Annotated in this window: 15 protein-coding genes; 9 read left to right on the top strand and 6 right to left on the bottom strand. The window is 36.8% G+C overall.

Annotated elements, in window-relative coordinates; genetic code table 11:
• The gene (locus HX004_RS13970; protein WP_286443219.1) at nucleotides 1–2418 is read left to right on the top strand and encodes a M14 family metallopeptidase; all 2418 of its coding nucleotides are present in this window, start codon (nucleotides 1–3) and stop codon (nucleotides 2416–2418) included.
• 341 nt (nucleotides 2419–2759) lie between these two features.
• On the opposite strand, the gene HX004_RS13965 is transcribed toward HX004_RS13970, so the two are convergent.
• A complete protein-coding gene (locus HX004_RS13965) occupies nucleotides 2760–2969 on the bottom strand; it encodes a hypothetical protein (RefSeq protein WP_286443218.1) in 210 nt (69 codons plus the stop codon).
• An 886-nt stretch (nucleotides 2970–3855) separates the two neighbouring features.
• Here HX004_RS13965 and HX004_RS13960 point away from each other — a divergent pair.
• Nucleotides 3856–4602 carry a hypothetical protein gene (locus tag HX004_RS13960; RefSeq protein ID WP_286443217.1) on the top strand — a complete coding sequence of 249 codons (747 nt, stop codon included), beginning with the start codon at nucleotides 3856–3858 and terminating at the stop codon, nucleotides 4600–4602.
• A gap of 1159 nt (nucleotides 4603–5761) precedes the next feature.
• Here HX004_RS13960 and HX004_RS13955 read toward each other — a convergent pair.
• From HX004_RS13955 to HX004_RS13940, 4 genes are read right to left on the bottom strand one after another with little or no spacing between them, the layout of a single operon-like run.
• Nucleotides 5762–6154, bottom strand: a complete 393-nt coding sequence (locus HX004_RS13955) for a cytochrome C (RefSeq protein WP_286443216.1) — start codon at nucleotides 6152–6154, stop codon at nucleotides 5762–5764.
• Nucleotides 6138–6428, bottom strand: coding sequence for a hypothetical protein (locus HX004_RS13950; RefSeq protein ID WP_286443215.1), 291 nt, complete (start codon nucleotides 6426–6428; stop codon nucleotides 6138–6140). Before HX004_RS13950 ends, HX004_RS13955 begins: the two co-directional genes overlap by 17 nt.
• On the bottom strand, nucleotides 6425–7438 hold the full coding sequence (locus tag HX004_RS13945; protein WP_353620015.1) for a cytochrome c: 1014 nt from the start codon (nucleotides 7436–7438) through the stop codon (nucleotides 6425–6427). Before HX004_RS13945 ends, HX004_RS13950 begins: the two co-directional genes overlap by 4 nt.
• A 10-nt stretch (nucleotides 7439–7448) precedes the next feature.
• Complete coding sequence (locus HX004_RS13940) at nucleotides 7449–9581, bottom strand: cbb3-type cytochrome c oxidase subunit I (protein ID WP_286443213.1); 2133 nt, start codon at nucleotides 9579–9581, stop codon at nucleotides 7449–7451.
• A 406-nt stretch (nucleotides 9582–9987) separates the two neighbouring features.
• Here HX004_RS13940 and HX004_RS13935 point away from each other — a divergent pair, with 406 nt between their 5' ends.
• The 7 genes from HX004_RS13935 to HX004_RS13905 all read left to right on the top strand — a co-directional run bounded on the left by HX004_RS13935 (nucleotide 9988) and on the right by HX004_RS13905 (nucleotide 16364).
• Entirely contained in the window at nucleotides 9988–10509 is a 522-nt protein-coding gene (locus HX004_RS13935; RefSeq protein WP_286443212.1) for a c-type cytochrome, read from the top strand.
• A gap of 18 nt (nucleotides 10510–10527) precedes the next feature.
• Nucleotides 10528–12486, top strand: a complete 1959-nt coding sequence (gene nosZ, locus HX004_RS13930) for a Sec-dependent nitrous-oxide reductase (protein WP_286443211.1) — start codon at nucleotides 10528–10530, stop codon at nucleotides 12484–12486.
• A gap of 78 nt (nucleotides 12487–12564) precedes the next feature.
• On the top strand, nucleotides 12565–13179 hold the full coding sequence (locus HX004_RS13925; protein WP_286443210.1) for a hypothetical protein: 615 nt from the start codon (nucleotides 12565–12567) through the stop codon (nucleotides 13177–13179).
• Nucleotides 13176–13613 (top strand): nitrous oxide reductase accessory protein NosL, encoded by a 438-nt coding sequence (locus HX004_RS13920; RefSeq protein WP_286443209.1) that lies wholly within the window; start codon nucleotides 13176–13178, stop codon nucleotides 13611–13613. Before HX004_RS13925 ends, HX004_RS13920 begins: the two co-directional genes overlap by 4 nt.
• Before the next feature lie 31 nt (nucleotides 13614–13644).
• A complete protein-coding gene (gene nosD, locus HX004_RS13915; protein WP_286443208.1) occupies nucleotides 13645–14898 on the top strand; it encodes a nitrous oxide reductase family maturation protein NosD in 1254 nt (417 codons plus the stop codon).
• Nucleotides 14882–15580, top strand: coding sequence for an ABC transporter ATP-binding protein (locus tag HX004_RS13910; RefSeq protein WP_286443207.1), 699 nt, complete (start codon nucleotides 14882–14884; stop codon nucleotides 15578–15580). Before nosD ends, HX004_RS13910 begins: the two co-directional genes overlap by 17 nt.
• 1 nt (nucleotide 15581) lies before the next feature.
• Nucleotides 15582–16364, top strand: coding sequence for an ABC-2 transporter permease (locus HX004_RS13905; protein WP_286443206.1), 783 nt, complete (start codon nucleotides 15582–15584; stop codon nucleotides 16362–16364).
• Here HX004_RS13905 and HX004_RS13900 read toward each other — a convergent pair.
• The coding region (locus HX004_RS13900; protein WP_286443205.1) for a hypothetical protein at nucleotides 16321–16633 on the bottom strand (313 nt) is incomplete at its 5' end. The genes HX004_RS13905 and HX004_RS13900 overlap by 44 nt on opposite strands.

Genomic DNA, 16633 nt, shown 5'->3' with positions numbered 1-16633 from the left:
ATGAAAAAACTTAATATAGAACCAAAAATAAATAATGGTGCTCGCCAAAAGCTAATTGATGAAGGGTTAATTAGCTCTGAGGAGACAGTATCAAATGATGAGTTTAATATGCTTGTGGATAAAACAAATGAACTGGTGGAAGCCGTTAATACAGGCGCACCAATTACAGCGTTTAACTTCTTGGAGAATGTTCCAACATATGAGGATTTACCCATTTCAGGTAACCAAGTAAATGATGGTTATGGCGTACTGGAAGATGGTTTAATTTATGTTTGGAATGGTAATGCTTTTCAAAGTGAAGGTAATGGAATTAATTTAGGATTGAAGCCAAAAGGTGTTGTTGTTCAAAATGAAGAACTGGCAGTAAGTGGAGGAGAAATCTATGATTTCTCAGAGGCTATTTTTGTTTCCAAAAAAAATGAAGAATTATTAATATCTCCCGTTAATTACTATACAGGCAACTCTAGCGCATCTTTGGAAATAGGAACATATCAAGAAGTTTTGAATAAGAAAATAATTTTTTCACCAAATCACACTGGAAGTCAGTATGTTGCGTATGTTATAAACTGCGAGATACTTAGTAGAAATATATCTATTATAATTAATAATAGATACGGATCGGAGGGATTCAGTGTTGGATTGTCTTGGGTTGAAGAAGGTAATGTTGTAGGGTTTGAATATGCAAATAATGGTGTCTTTAATTCAACAAAATATACGGATGAGGGAAGATTATCAGTTCTTAAAACTAGTGGTAAATTAAAGTTTAATGTAGGGGATATTATAGATTTTACTATAAAAGACAATATAATTTCTGTATACGTCAATAGTAATTTTTCTTATTCATTTATTCACTCGACAATCCTGCCAAATAATGTAAATATATCCAGTTATAATAAACAATCTATAACTGTATCAGCTTACACTAATAACACAACAGTTAAAGATTTTATTGAAGCTCAAGCTCCACCTAAATTTAGTAGATTTGTTGCCAATAGTGATGCCTATTCTGATATTATCCTTACAGAAGCTATTGTTGATTTAGTTTGGTTTGATCCCAATTATTTAGGCACTAATGTCTCCTTATATGGTATTGGTAAGAATTATCTAATACAAGGCGAAAGACGTACTTATATTGGATTTAAAGATTACATGAACGTATCAATATATCCAATTAATTGGGATGATATATACGTGATTGACTCGAATGAACGAAAAGGCTTAGAAAAATTTCTTCTTAAAAGGCATAGAAGTTCAGATACTGATGTTATTGGATCAATTATTATTGACTGGGACAAGGTGCCATTTGGCTATCGAAATTTCGAAACAAACAATTTTTTAAATAACTCAAAATTAAATACTACAAGTGATGGTTTGGTTAGGATTAAACCCCAATTAAGAAAACCATACATCGATGGTAATTACGACAGTTTTATTAATTACAACAAAATCACAAACAATAAATATGTTAGCGGTAACTCAGTACCTTTAATAGTCCCTTCATTAAATGATTTATATTCTAAATGGGACGAGTTGTTGGATTTTGAATTCATTACTAAAGAACTAATGACTGATGAAGTACCATCGGCGAGTGGAAATGTAAGTATGTGGTATTATAAAATTTCAATGCCAAACAACAGAAATGTAGGTACTAATACTCCAATTTATAGACCTAAAATAGTATTCTCTGTTAGTATACATGCGTTTGAAAAAATAGCTTCAATTTGCATGTTAGAATTTCTAAAAGATTTGTGCTACACTTATTTAGACAATTCTTTTTATCTTGATTTGTTAATCAATTTTGATATAGTGGTCATACCTTGTTCTAATCCTGGTGCTTGGAATTCTTTAAATTTTGCAGGTACACGCACTAATTATAATGGTGTTGATTTGAACCGCAATTTCCCCTTTAATTGGATTAGACAAGGAGAAGGTACAGGTACATGGGGAGGCAATAACCCGTTGTCTGAAATTGAAAGTCAAAAAATAAGTGAGTTATTGTTGTCCTTTAAAGAATCCGAACGTTTTCTATTCGTTGATTTTCACAATTTCGCAGGAAGCGAAAGTGATCCATTTGATAAACACATGAGTTTATTCTTTACACCTCAAGATGAATCGGGGTATTATTTCTGTAGAAACTTAGTAACCACATTCACTAAAAAGTTGCAATTAGAAAACCCAGAGGTTCCTCAAGAATGGGATTTTCAAGCGGGGTATAGTGCCTGGAACTATCAAAGAAGTCAAGGTGGGTATTTAGATGTTTACGCCTATTCACTAGGTTATCATTCTACTACACTTGAAGTTTCTCGTTTTTTTAGATGGGATAATACAGATAGTTATTCGGATAAAGCAGTTAATTATGGGGTACAAGTAGTAGCAAATTATCTTAGATTAGCTATTAAAAATTATAGTGCCATATAACTCTCCTTTTTAAATTAGGAACTGTCAATACAATAGTGTTTATTGAATTTGATACTCGTTGTAATTTGCATTGATGTTTACACAATTCAAAATCTATTGAATTTATTGATCTAAGCTGTCGTATTGCTCTAATTAGCTTGTCGAACTCTGAATATAGAATTGTGAATGTAAATTGATTAGAGTGTGGCTAATGCAACATCTAAACCAGGGAAGAAAAAGATTGAGGTATTGACAGCTAGTTATAATCTGAGTAACCCACATGATACATTGACTTTGTTTTAAAATTAAACCCCGTTTAAATGGCATTTAAACGGGGTTTAATTTATACTGCAAGTTCTTATTTAGTTTGATATATGCTTCTCTTTGAATTCTTCCACTTTTATTTTTCTTACATAATACAGGATAGTATTCTGTTGAACTTCAATATCTTCAAATTTTGTTTTCATTACTTCATATAATTCAGAGTTAGATAACTGATTATTATCTGTTACTATTTTTTTAAGTGTAGCTAATTGATTGTCTGTTATCTTCTTTGCATTTTTACTGATCATATTTGATTCTTTTTTAGAAACCAAAAAGGTTAGCCCTTGGCAGTATGCCAAAGATACTAATTGTAAAATTCTTGTACATTTGAATATCCAGTTTTGTACATTTCAATTTTGCGATTATAATATCTTCCTTATTTAATTTTTTTAAAATATATTTCTTTCCTGTAAACATCTCTATAAAACTTTCATCCAAAATAATGGCTACTTTGTTATCACTTTTTATACTTTGACATCCAATACAAAGCATGAATAGAAAAGATAATATATACATGTATATTTTCATAGAATAATCTATTTTTTCATCTCGCGAACTCCTTTCATTTAAAAGACCAACTATTCCTATAAAAATAGGATTTTATTTGATCGAAAAACGAATCATCACTGAAAAATTGAATCCGTCAATTACCCTAGTTTCCACTTGGAATCCTATCCACAAATCACACCATCATGTCCTTGACGAAGAAAGGGCCGCATCCTACGAATCCTTGATTGACGAGCGTTGAATAACAGATGCGATTTATCCCGTGCTCACACTTTACTATAGAATAATTTATTTAACCTGACTAGAAAGATTAGAGAGGTTAGGATGATTAACCCTTCTAAACAATTAACCATCAAAGAACAAATGCCTACTCAGAAAATCTCAACCGATAACAGATAAGTGACCGCTGTTAACCAATTCACTATTCAAACACAAACTATAAATCTCGTTCACAAAACAAACAACACACTAAAAATCAATATATTACATTTTTATTTTAGCAAAAAAACACTTTATTTTACAGTTAGTATTACATCTAATTTACTCGTTTAGACTTCTGTTCATTACAAGGTTAAGTGAGTTCTTCTACTGTAGAAATTACATCCTATTCATCTAAAAATATAAACCATGAAAAAAGTATTAAAACTATTGACATTTAGTCTATTATTCTTAAGTTTTGGCTGTCAAAAAGACGATGTTGATGAAGTAAGAAGTTATGCTGAAGATTCAAGAATATTACAAAATTTTGTAGCGATTGACAAACAAAATCTAACCTACTACTTGAATCTCAATGCTAAAAGTGACTTTTTAAAGCTGATTCCAAGTAGTATGATTAATCAACTAGACAATGTTTCAGAGGAGCATTTAAATAGATTTAAAAGCGAAATAAGTCATTTAAATGCATTTTTAGAAAACGAGATTAGAAATGGGGCAGCCTATATTGAGATGAATACGAATAGCGATCGTTACTTCAAAGAAATGAACACGAACGGAATCCGTCTTTTGAAAAAGGATGTTGCTCACACTTCTGCCAATTTACAAACACTAGCTGAACTTGGCAATGTCTTTTTTTACAGAACAGGTGAAGCTTCTTCTCCCGAACATTTTAGGGGTAAAGACTACATCAATACTCAAATCAATATAAATGGCCCCACAAATAGTATTTCAGCTACCCTTTTATGCAGTACAGGAACGAGCCCTCAAGGTTCAGTAAATAATCCTTCTCTCCTTGTACTATCTTCTATGTCTGGTTTTTACTCCGGAAATTTTAATTGGATCAATAACGTATCGGGAGATAATGTCGATTGGACGTTTGAAGGAAAACTAAACACTTCAGATTTTTCTGTTTTGGGATATGCTTCTCTTACAGACTAACTCTCTTTAGTGTTAGGTTATTTTGATGGATTAGGAGGTTAAAAGGGTTCGGATGATTAACCCATCTAACCGATTAATGATAAACCACACACAGTAATTTAAAGCGTCAACTGTCAACCAATTTCCCATTTTTTCCATAATTGTAACATTTACTTGATGAATACTAATTTTTGAGATTATGCGTCGTAGCTACCTTCACTCATGTTCTCCCTGCAATACTAAAAAAACAAAAATAAACGCACAATACCCTCTTCCATATTCTTCCATTTCAAGGAAAACAAAGGTGTAAATTTCCTTTTTTACTCTGAACAAAGAAACATAACAAACTACAAATCAACACAATAACAACCATTGATTTGTAGTTCCCTTTGGGTTTGTTCGATGTTTGTTTGATGTTTGTTTGGTTTTAGGGCCTTTTACCAAACAAACACTAAAGGAAGATATAACAAACCCATAACGAAGGGCTAATAAATCCTCTCCTAAACCCTCATTTTTATGGACTCTTTTTTGCTCTTTACTCTTTGTGAAGTTGTAAATTCTCTACAAAAAGCAAACCTTACTGTTTCCCCACAGTATGTCACCCCGACGTTAGGAGGGGTCGCATCCCGCGCTCACGTCATACTTTTACTCTTTGTGAAGTTGTGAATTGGAAAGAAGAGAAACATAGCGTAAATTGGTCAGATAAATCGCATCCGTCACTCAACGCCTGCTGCTTACGATGATCACTCACGCTTGTCATGTCACCTCGACGCAGGAGAGGCCGCATCCGTTACTCAACACCTGCTGCTCACGATGATCACTCACGCTTGTCATGTCACCTCGACGCAGGAGAGGCCGCATCCGTTACTCAACGCCTGCTGCTCACAATGGTCACTCACGCTTATCATGTCACCTCGACGCAGGAGAGGCCGCATCTGTTACTCAACGCCTGCTGCTCACGATGGTCACTCAACATCCGTCACTCAAGGACTCGTAGGATGCGACCTCTCCTTTCGTCGAGGTGACATACTGTGTGTGAGTACTGTGAGTGCGAGTAACAGATAAGCTTATCTTTTATCGGTTAGATGGGTTAAACATCCTCACCAACTCACCACCACACCAACTCACCACCACACCAACTCACCACCACACCAACTCACCACCTCACCACCTCACCACCTCACCACCTCACCCCATAATACATACCCCAAGCAATCACCACAATAATCGTGATCCATACCCAATACGGAATACTCTGTGGCGTTTCACTTCCTGTGATGAGGAATGCTTTAGGGTTTGCTTTTCCGTAGGCATTAATCATAATATCAACCACCCCATCCACAACCGCTTGTTCTTTGATTCCTTCCACCTCGATGGAGGGTCCATTTTTCACGGTAAAAGGAATAAAACGTATGCCTTCTTTTCCGTCAAAATCTTGACTGACAATTTTTAATACATGCGCTCCATCACTTAGTCTTTGGGTATCTAATTCAAATCGAACCGGTGTTTCCAATACCGCTAAGGGCTTTTCCTCCTCATCGATAAAGAGGAAAACTTTATTCTTTTGTTCCATATTGCGCTTGATTTAAAACGGTTCTCTTAATGTGATTCGCTTGATTTTCACCTGGTTTAACCAACCATTTTACAGAAAAATACAGCGTTAGTATTACAATTAATGCAATCAGTCCAATAATGAGATAATCCCATTGACTATCAGGTCCTGCACCATGTACGACTCCCTTGAGGAGTTTAGGTTGATTGCGTTCACAAACTGGACAAGCATAGGCTGTGGTCGTGGCAATACCCACTACAACCAAAGCTATTATTCGTTGATGTATCTTCCTCATTTTGTTTTCATTTGATTAATATAATCTAAAATCTGTTGTACTTCTTCTACACTTACTTTGGGTGCTTGATTCCCCCAATTATTGCGTTCATAGTTAACAATTGCGGTTACCTCTTTGGCTGTCCAATTCGCATTTGTCCCAACCGCAGGCATCACCCCATATTCCCCTCGCGCATCATAACCATTCATAATAATATCGACAAAGAGTTGCAGATTTTCACCCATAACGACTGGGCTGTTTTTCAGCGGTGGAAAAGCTCCTGCTAACCCCTCTCCATTTGCCTGATGACAAGCCGCACAATTATTGGCATACAAGTTTTTTCCATCCGCTTCTGTTCCGTCTACTTGTTCAGCACTAACGGCTGTACCCTCTTGTTTGAGTGGGTATAAAAATGCAGGAGCTACTGTTGCTTCAGGTAATTTTGCTTGTTTTAATTCTTGCAGATAAGCTACTAAATCCAAAGCTTCTTGTGTAGCCACTACTTTCCCTTTTCCTTGTTTTGCAAACCCTCCTGGAACTGCAACGACAACATCGCTATCTTTTGGGTTTTGCTTATAGTCAAACAAAAAAGGATACGCAGGCATTATAGATTCCTTCACTACAATACGCGGGTTAAACAAGTGTACCAAATGCCAATCTACACTTGGCTGACGGGTGCCAATATCCGTTAAATCAGGACCCGTGCGCTCTGTGCCCATTAACGTAGCTGTATTGGTCCATACATCTATTCGCTTATTGGTGGCATAATCCGCAGACATAGAAGGTCTAGTTCCCCATTGGCGATCCATCTCCACATTGCGTACTTGCTGACTGTGACAAGCTACACATCCATTGGCAATAAAAACTTGTTTCCCCCGTACTGCGGCTTCGCTTAAAGGGATTGCATCCGGCAAAGGCTGTATTTTAGATTGATTGTCCAATGCAGGTAGTATAGCGACGAATAACGTCAAAATGATAAACAACGCACTGGCAACTAGGTATAGTTTTTTGTGATTATTGAAGATCTCCATCATTGAAAAATTAAGAATTTGTATTCGACTTGATTTGCTGTTGTAATTGCTCAAATGCCGCAGCCACAAGTGCTACATCTTTTAGTTGTTCCGTCTTTGTCATGCGATAGAAATTAAAAGCAAAGAACAAATGAGACACCCACATCAGGGTTCCTCCTATAGCGCGCCATAACCAATAGGGCATCATGAGTTTTACACTCTCAATAAAAGGAGCCTCTCCCATCCAGAGCATACCGCGCAAGGTTCCTCCATACATCAACGGAATGGAATAAAACAACAAGCCGATCAAAGCCAACCAAAAATGAGCACCTATTGTAATTTGAGGCGCTTCTTTTCCTGTTAATTGAGGTACAAGTGCATAAATTCCCCCCCAAAGTAAAAAGGCAATAATTCCATACATTGTTAAATGTGAATGTGCTACCGTAAAGTCAGTAAAATGCCAAAGGAGATTCGTAAAGCGAAAAGACTCTGCTGTTCCTTGTAGAGATCCCGTAAAGTAAAAGATGATTCCCACAACAAAGAAAGGAAGGGTATAGCTATCCTTTACCTTATGCCAAGCCCCTTTAAAAGTCATCATAAAATTAGTCGTTCCTGCTACTACGGGAATCACCATACCCACACTGGCCACAATAGCCACCGTTTGCAACCACCATGGGATGGCGCTAAAAACAAAGTGATGCGTCCCGATTAGGGTATAAAACAAAATCTGCGTCCAAAAGGCAAGAATACCCAAGCTATACGAGTAAATGGGTTTATTGAGTTGTTGAGGTACAAAATAATAGACAATTCCCAAAGTAAATAACATAAACCACATCCCTACTGCTTGATGCATATAATAGCCTTGAACAATGGTTTCTCCTAAACCATCTTGCCAAAAAGGCAAATAACCAACCACAGCAACTACAGTAATAAAAATAACAGCTGCCACAATATACCAATTGGAAATGTAAATCTCTTGCGTTTTGCGCTGTGCAATTGTCTTAAGATAGTTCATTAACGTAAAGCCCAACCCCAAGGCAAAAAGCAACATAATAGGCCAAATATACTCTCTATACTCCCCTCCTCCATTATTTATACCAGCCATCAAACTAATGGACCCTATCAGCACAGAGGCATTAATCAAAATAAGCGAATACCAAGCCCAGGTATAATTAGCTAGCGTCGTATTGCTAACTCGTGGAACAATAAAATACCCCAAACCAATCATCCCCAACGAAGACCATCCCCAAAACACAGCATTGGTATGTACGGGACGCAAACGACCAAAACTCAACCAACTACTGTGATCAATATCCGGAGCAACAAATTTAATTCCCAAATATTCTCCTATAGTCGTTCCGATGAGTAACCAAAAAGCAGCCGTTCCCAAAAACCAAAGCACGATACGCGTCAATTGAGGATCAATAGTTGTATGCATAGGATTTTTCTTCTTTGTTGCTACCACGGGTAACCCCTCTTCTTCTCGAATATAAAGTAATCCTCTTTTGTCTTCTGGTTGTTCATTCCCTGAGAGTTCCCCTTTAGAGAAAGTATAATCCAACGCCTCTTTGCGCTGCATAAAAACTTCTAAATCTTCTTCGGATAAATGCTCAAAATAATGCACTAAATCATCTATATCCTGCTTTGCTATTTTTTTGCGTTGGCTCTTGATAAGGTGACGTACTTGTACCACCATCATCCCTATTCCTAAGAAAATGGGAATCATCAGCAGACCAATCGTAATTAAAATACCCGGTTCCTGCAACAAAGGGCGATCTTCAAGTTTCATAGAGGTTTGTGCCCCAACAGGTGATTGAAAACAACAAAACAAAACCAACAATAACGTTCGTTTTTTCGATTGCCATAGACGTAAAAATTGCTTTATTTGCTGTGGTTTTAAATGACTGAGGCGCTGATTTTCTTCCCCATATAATTGAGGTTTCCTTTGCTGGTAGGTGTGAAATAAGGTTTTCGCTTCTACATATAAAAACCCACAGGCTACCACCATCAATAGTCCTAGTATCAAAAGCAATAAAACTCCCGCATTACTCCAATTAAACGCAAAAGTGAAAGGTTCCATCGTTTGTGTTTCAACCGCTATCATTGGCAAAAAAGACAACCAACGAAATGGAAAAAAACAAGACAGTAAAAAGACAGTTTTCATTCTAAGTATGTATTACAGTTTATTTCAAAGACAAGAAAGACAAGAAGTGAACCTCTAAATCATGTACACAGAATTATACCGCATTATTAGGTTACTCTTCTTCTTATTTACAGTCAAAGGTAAAGCTCCCCTGTACTATCGGTATGGTGCAGATTGTATAAAAAGGAATAGACCAGATTGGTGATTGGAGAGAAGAGAGAGGTGAGATCCCTTTCCTCTTTATCTCATTAGGTTTACATTTTATTTTGGTATTCGATGAATCTCCGCGATGCTACGATTTCCTCTCTCTTCTCTCTTTAAAAAAGACAAATTCATCCTTTATTTTCTCCTTTGTGATTTGAATCATAAAAAGCAGGCCTTGGAAGGCGGTAACTTTGAGTAAAAATAATATCTAAACTATATCAATATGAAATCAAAAGCGCTATCATTAATGCTATTATCAGGCTGTTTAACACTCGTATCTTGTGGTGATAAATCAGCAAAACCCGTGTCTGAAGAAAGTGTAATCACGAATGAAAGAAAAGTAGAAACTACCTCTTCCACTCCTTCCAGTACAGCCACCCCAGCTGCGGATGTACCTGCTTCTGAACGCATTGATTTAGTAAACAAAGGAAAAGGTCCGATCAAAACTTTACTATTAGGGGATATTGACCAAGCGATGGCTGCCAAGGGACAAGAGGTATTTAAAAACATGTGTACCGCTTGTCACAAAACAGACAAGAAGTTTATTGGGCCAGCACCCAAAGGCATCTTAGAGAGACGCACACCAGAATGGGTGATGAATATGATTTTAAACCCTGAGAACATGATTGAAAATGATCCATTAGCTCAAGATTTAATCAAAGAATTCAACGGTGCACCGATGGCTAATCAGAACTTAACAGAAGAAGAGGCTCGTGCAGTACTCGAATACTTTAGAACACTATAACCCTAATTACAACACAGTATGAAAAAATATATCAATCTAACCGCACTCAGTTGCTTCGTTGCTCTCTCTTTTGTCAGTTGCAACAAATCTAAGCAAAGTAACAAAGGTGCACTCTCTTCTAATGCTGCAGAGAAAGTTTATGTAGCACCAGGAGAATACGACGAATACTACGGCTTCTTTTCGGGGGGATTTAGTGGCCAGTTATCGGTTTATGGATTACCTTCGGGTCGTTTATTCAAGGTAATCCCCGTATTCTCTCAAGATCCTGAAAAAGGCTATGGTTATAGTGAAGAAACGAAGCCTATGTTAATGACCTCTCATGGATTTATTCCTTGGGATGACTCCCACCACCCTGATATTTCCCAAACCAATGGAGAATTAGATGGACGTTGGATTTTCATCAACGGAAATAATACACCGCGTATTGCGCGTATTGACTTAGAAGATTTCAGTACAGCCGAAATTATTGAAATTCCGAATAGTGCAGGAAATCACAGTTCTTCTTTCGTAACAGAAAACACCGAATATGTAGTAGCTGGAACTCGTTTTTCAGTGCCTATTCCTCAACGTGATATATCGATAAAAGAATACAAAGGGAATTTTAAAGGAACCCTATCCTTCATTAAAGTAGATCAAAAATCAGGGGAGATGGATTTGTCTTTCCAAATTCAAATGCCTGGATTTAATTACGATTTATCTCACCCAGGTCGTGGAAAATCACATGGATGGTTCTTCTTTACTACCTATAATACAGAAGAAGCACATAGCTTACTAGAGGTGAATGCCTCTCAAAATGACAAAGATTTCATTGCAGCTGTCAACTGGAAAAAAGCAGAGGAATACATCAAAGCGGGAAAAGGGAAAAAAATGCCTGTAAAATATGCGCATAATAAATTTGACAATGCTACCCATACGGCAACGCACACGATGAAAGAAGAAGTATTAATTCTCGATGCGAGTGAATTTCCTGATTTGGTGTATTTATTGCCAACTCCAAAATCACCTCATGGATGTGATGTGGATCCTTCAGGAGAATACATCATTGGAAATGGAAAACTTTCTGCCAACTTAACGGTGCATTCTTTCACTAAAATGTTAGAGGCCATTGAAAAGAAAAAATTTGATGGAGAAGCTTATGGCTTACCGATTTTAAAATTTGAGGATGTATTAGCTGGTGTAGTAGAACAACCAGGATTAGGTCCTTTACACACAGAGTTTGATGGTCAGGGAAATGCCTATACGACCTTCTTTATTTCTTCGGAAGTAGTAAAATGGAAATTGGGTACTTGGGAGATTATTGACCGCAAACCGACGTATTATTCCGTGGGTCACTTAATGATTCCTGGAGGTAACTCGAGAAAACCAGACGGAAAATACTTGGTAGCGATGAATAAGATTACCAAAGACCGCTATTTACCTGTGGGTCCAGATTTAAACCATTCGGCTCAACTTTACGATATTTCGGGAGATAAAATGGAATTATTACTCGATTTTCCAACCATTGGAGAACCCCATTATGCTGCGGCAATCAAAGCGGACAAAATCAAAGATAAAGCGAGACAAATTTACAAACTAGATGAAAACAAACACCCGTATGCTGCTAAGTCACCAGGTGAAACTAAAGTAACGCGAAACGGAAAAGAAGTTCACATCTATATGACGATGATTCGCAGTCACTTTACTCCGGATAATATTGAAGGTATCAAAGTAGGTGATAAAGTGTATTTCCACGTGACCAACCTCGAACAAGATTTCGACGTACCTCATGGAATCAGCATGCTTGGAGCCAATACAACAGAGTTATTAGTAACTCCAGGTAAAACTGAAACCTTCGTTTGGGAACCGAAACAAGTGGGCGTTTGGCCATTCTATTGTACCGATTTCTGTTCGGCTCTACACCAAGAAATGCAGGGATATGTTCGCGTATCTCCGGCTGATTCAACACTTCCACTCTCTTGGTCTTTAGATGATGAATAGCAAGTTATACAAAGTCACTTTTTAATCTTAATTCACAAAAGGACAGGGTGTTTCCCTGTCCTTTTAAACAGCAACAACATGAAAAAATCCTCTATTTTAATGATAGTGGGGGCTGGTTTACTTCTATCTTTATTCTATTTTCCGCTATGGAATATTGAACTTGGAGCTCCTCAATATCCAATTCCCTTGGGAATGAATATTTATATTGATGGGATTAAGGGCGTAGGTGAATTCGATCTACAAAATATCGATGGTCTGAACCATTATATTGGAATGAAAACGATTCCCAAACCAGAACAAATGTGGGAATTTACCGTTTTCCCCATTGTAGTGGCTTCTATGGCTATTCTGGGTATCGCCTTAGGTATCGGAGGTTATTTCAATAAAGTAAAACCTGCTTTCTTTTTAGTTTGGCTCATTGTCATGGCACTTTTAGGAATTGCTGGTATGTATGATTTTAATCTATGGCTCATCGATTATGGCAGTGACCTCGATCCTCATGCCATCATGAAAATGGTCGATGCCAATGGCAATCCGCTAACCTATGAACCACCTCTATTTGGTCATCGCAAAATACTAAACTTCGATGCTTACTCTTATCCTCATCTTGGTGCTTACCTGATGGCCTTAGGACTAACACTAACCTTTATTGCTTTTATTTTAGGAACTAAATCTCAAAAAAAACAACGATGAAACCACTTACTTTTCTTCTTCTATTTGTTCTATTTACCTCTTGTACAGTCAAAATTCAACCCATTGAATATGGTACGGATGATTGCGACTTTTGCAAAATGGGAATTGTAGATAATAAACACGCCGCTCAATTGGTTACCACCAAAGGCAAAAATTACAAATTTGATGCAATAGAATGTATGTTGCATTATATTGACCAACAAAATCAACCACTTACTGTCTATCAGCATCTTTTGGTAGCCGATTTACTCAACCCCGGTGTTTTAATTCCCGCAGAAGAAGCCCATTTTATTATTTCCAAGCATATTCCCAGTCCCATGGGAGCCTTTCTATCTGCTACAAAAACCGAAGTACAAGCACAAAAATTACTAGACGAATACACAGGTGATCACTATACCTTCACTACCCTTCGTCAACAAATGTCTCAACATTAACTCATACAAGCCTGCTAACTCCTTTACCGCTATGAAAAAAGCACTTAAAATTTTATGTATTATCGTTTTACTTGTACAAGGATGGGAAACAACGGCTAAAACCATTACTGTTCATCCAAAAGGAACGGTAAACACCATAAAAAAGGCGATTGCAATCGCGGAAGATTATGATCTTATTCTCGTAGAAGCAGGAACGTATAAAGAAACGGATATCCTCATTGCTAAACCATTGACCTTATTAAGTAAAAATGCCATCGTTGATGGAGAGAACAAAGGAGAAATTTTTGTCATTCAATCGGACTATGTCACAATTAAAGATTTTACTATCATCAATGTGGGAACCAGTTACATCAAAGACTACGCAGCCATTCGCGTGAGAGAAAGCAAAAATTTTATCCTTGAGAATAATACCATTAAAAATTTATTCTTCGGCATTTATCTCGAAAAGTCAAAGGATGGAAAAGTGTTATCGAATAAGATTTATGGCAAAGCCAAAAGTGAATTCAACTCAGGTAATGGCATTCAATTGTGGTACTGCAACAATATCGAAATAAAAGACAACTATGTGGAACGAGTAAGAGACGGTATTTACTTGGAGTTTTCAAATTATTGCACTATTGATCGCAATACCAGCCAAAACAATGTGAGATACGGTTTACACTTTATGTTTTCCAATCATGATATTGTCACCAATTGTTCTTATACCAACAATGGTGCGGGCGTGGCCATCATGTTCTCTAAATTCATGAAAATGAGTCACAATTTATTTAGCGATAATTGGGGCTCTGCCGCTTATGGTGTTTTATTAAAAGAAGTCAATGACACAGAAATAAGTCTCAATATCTTTAAAAACAACACGACGGCTATCAATATTGAAGGATCCAATCGCGTGACCTATACCCACAATGATTTTATCAGCAACGGGTGGGCGTTAAACTCGAGAGGAGCCAATTATCAGAACAAGGTGAATCACAACAATTTTCTTCATAATTCTTTTGATTTACTCTACCAAGGGCAACTCAATCAAAACAATTTTGATTCGAACTATTGGAGTAATTATACGGGGTATGACTTAGATAAAGATGGTATTGGCGATGTGCCCTATCGACCGATTAAACTGTTTTCCTATATCGTCAATAAAACGCCAGAGTCGATTATTTTTCTACGCAGTTTATTTGTCGATATCATCGATTTTTCTGAAAAAGTATCCCCCGTTTTCACACCTGATAATTTAGTAGATGCCAAACCTTTCACCAAACCTATTCAACATGATCACGATAACTAATTTACATAAGAAATTCGCGGATAATCCAGTTCTTCAAGGGGTTGACTTAACGATTAACCAAGGGGTATTGGCTATTTTAGGTCCCAATGGAAGTGGAAAAACCACACTGAATAAGTGTATTCTATCCATGGTGTATCCCGATCAAGGCTCCATAACAATTGATGGACAAGATATAAAAAACCAATGGGCGTATCGGAAAAACATTGACTATTTACCTCAAATCGCCAATTTCCCAAATAATATCACAGTTATTGAACTTATTCAAATGATAAAGGATTTAAGACATGACAAAGAGAAAGACCATCAACCTTTAGTCAATCTCTTTAAACTAACTCCTTTTCTACACAAAAAACTCAATAAATTATCAGGAGGAACCAAACAAAAAGTAAATCTCTTGTTGACCTTTATGTTTGACAATCCTATTTTGATTCTCGATGAGCCCACGACAGGATTAGACCCTGCAGCCATGATTACATTGAAAGAGCTGATTATCAAAGAAAAACAAAAGGGAAAAACTATTTTAGTTACCTCTCATATTATGAGTTTCGTAGAAGAGATATCCGATCAAATCATCTTTATTCTAGAAGGAAAAATTTATTTTAAAGGAACAATTGAAGAGCTCAAATTGACCACCAAACAAGATAATTTCGAACATGCTATTGCTAATCTTTTAATCGATTAATATGCTTAAAATTCTCAAATACAGTTGCTATGATTTGATGCGTAGTAGATGGAGTTATTTCTATTTCTTCTTCTACCTTCTCTTGGGATTTGTCTTGCTATTCCTAAATCACGACGTAGGTAAGGCCATTATTACTTTAATGAATGTCATTATTGTATTGGTTCCTCTTATCAGTACGATTTTCGGCATTATGTATTACTATGATTCCAAGGAATTTACGGAATTACTCCTCGCCTTACCCATCAAGCGATCTTCTATTTTTATTGGCCAATATTTAGGTGTTGCTTTATCTCTATCCATGAGTTTACTTCTTGGCCTAGGGATTCCCTTTATCTGTTATGGATTATTTGAATCCGATATTATCTTTGAGTTTATTCTACTCTTGGGGATTGGTGCTTTTCTGACGTTTATCTTTAGTGCATTGGCCTATAATATCGGCTTGAGAAATGAAAATAAAATCAAGGGATTTGGTTTAGCCATTTTACTATGGCTCTTCTTAGCCGTCATTTACGATGGTATTTTTTTGAGCATTCTCCTCATTTTTGGCGATTACCCCTTGGAAAACATCGCTCTACTAGGAACTATTCTTAATCCCATTGACCTCTCTCGAATTTTAATTTTATTGAAACTCGATATCTCCGCTTTACTCGGGTATACAGGAGCTGTATTCAAAAAGTTTTTTGGCAGTGGCACTGGTAGTTTGATTTCTTTTGTGATCTTACTGCTATGGACCCTCCTCCCTATTCTATTGATTTATGTAACTGGGAAGAAGAAGAATTTTTAGAAGGGTTGATTGTTGTTGGGTGATTGTTGTTGGGTGATTGTTGTTGGGTGATTGTTGTTGGGTGATTGTTGTTGGGTGATTGTTGTTGGGTGTGGTGGTGAAATCGTAACGCAGTGAAAATCGTAACGCAGTGGAGATTCATCGAACTCCAAAACAAAATATAAAATAGGTGAGATATATTCATCGAACTCCAAAACCAAATCGTAACGCAGTGAAAATCGTAACGCAGTGGAGATTCATCGAACTCCAAAACAAAATATAAAATAGGT

The organism is Myroides sp. 1354 (assembly GCF_030324495.1).
Taxonomy (GTDB): domain Bacteria; phylum Bacteroidota; class Bacteroidia; order Flavobacteriales; family Flavobacteriaceae; genus Flavobacterium.
Note: the sequence above shows the minus strand (reverse complement) of the source record. Positions and strands in the feature narration are given on the sequence as shown.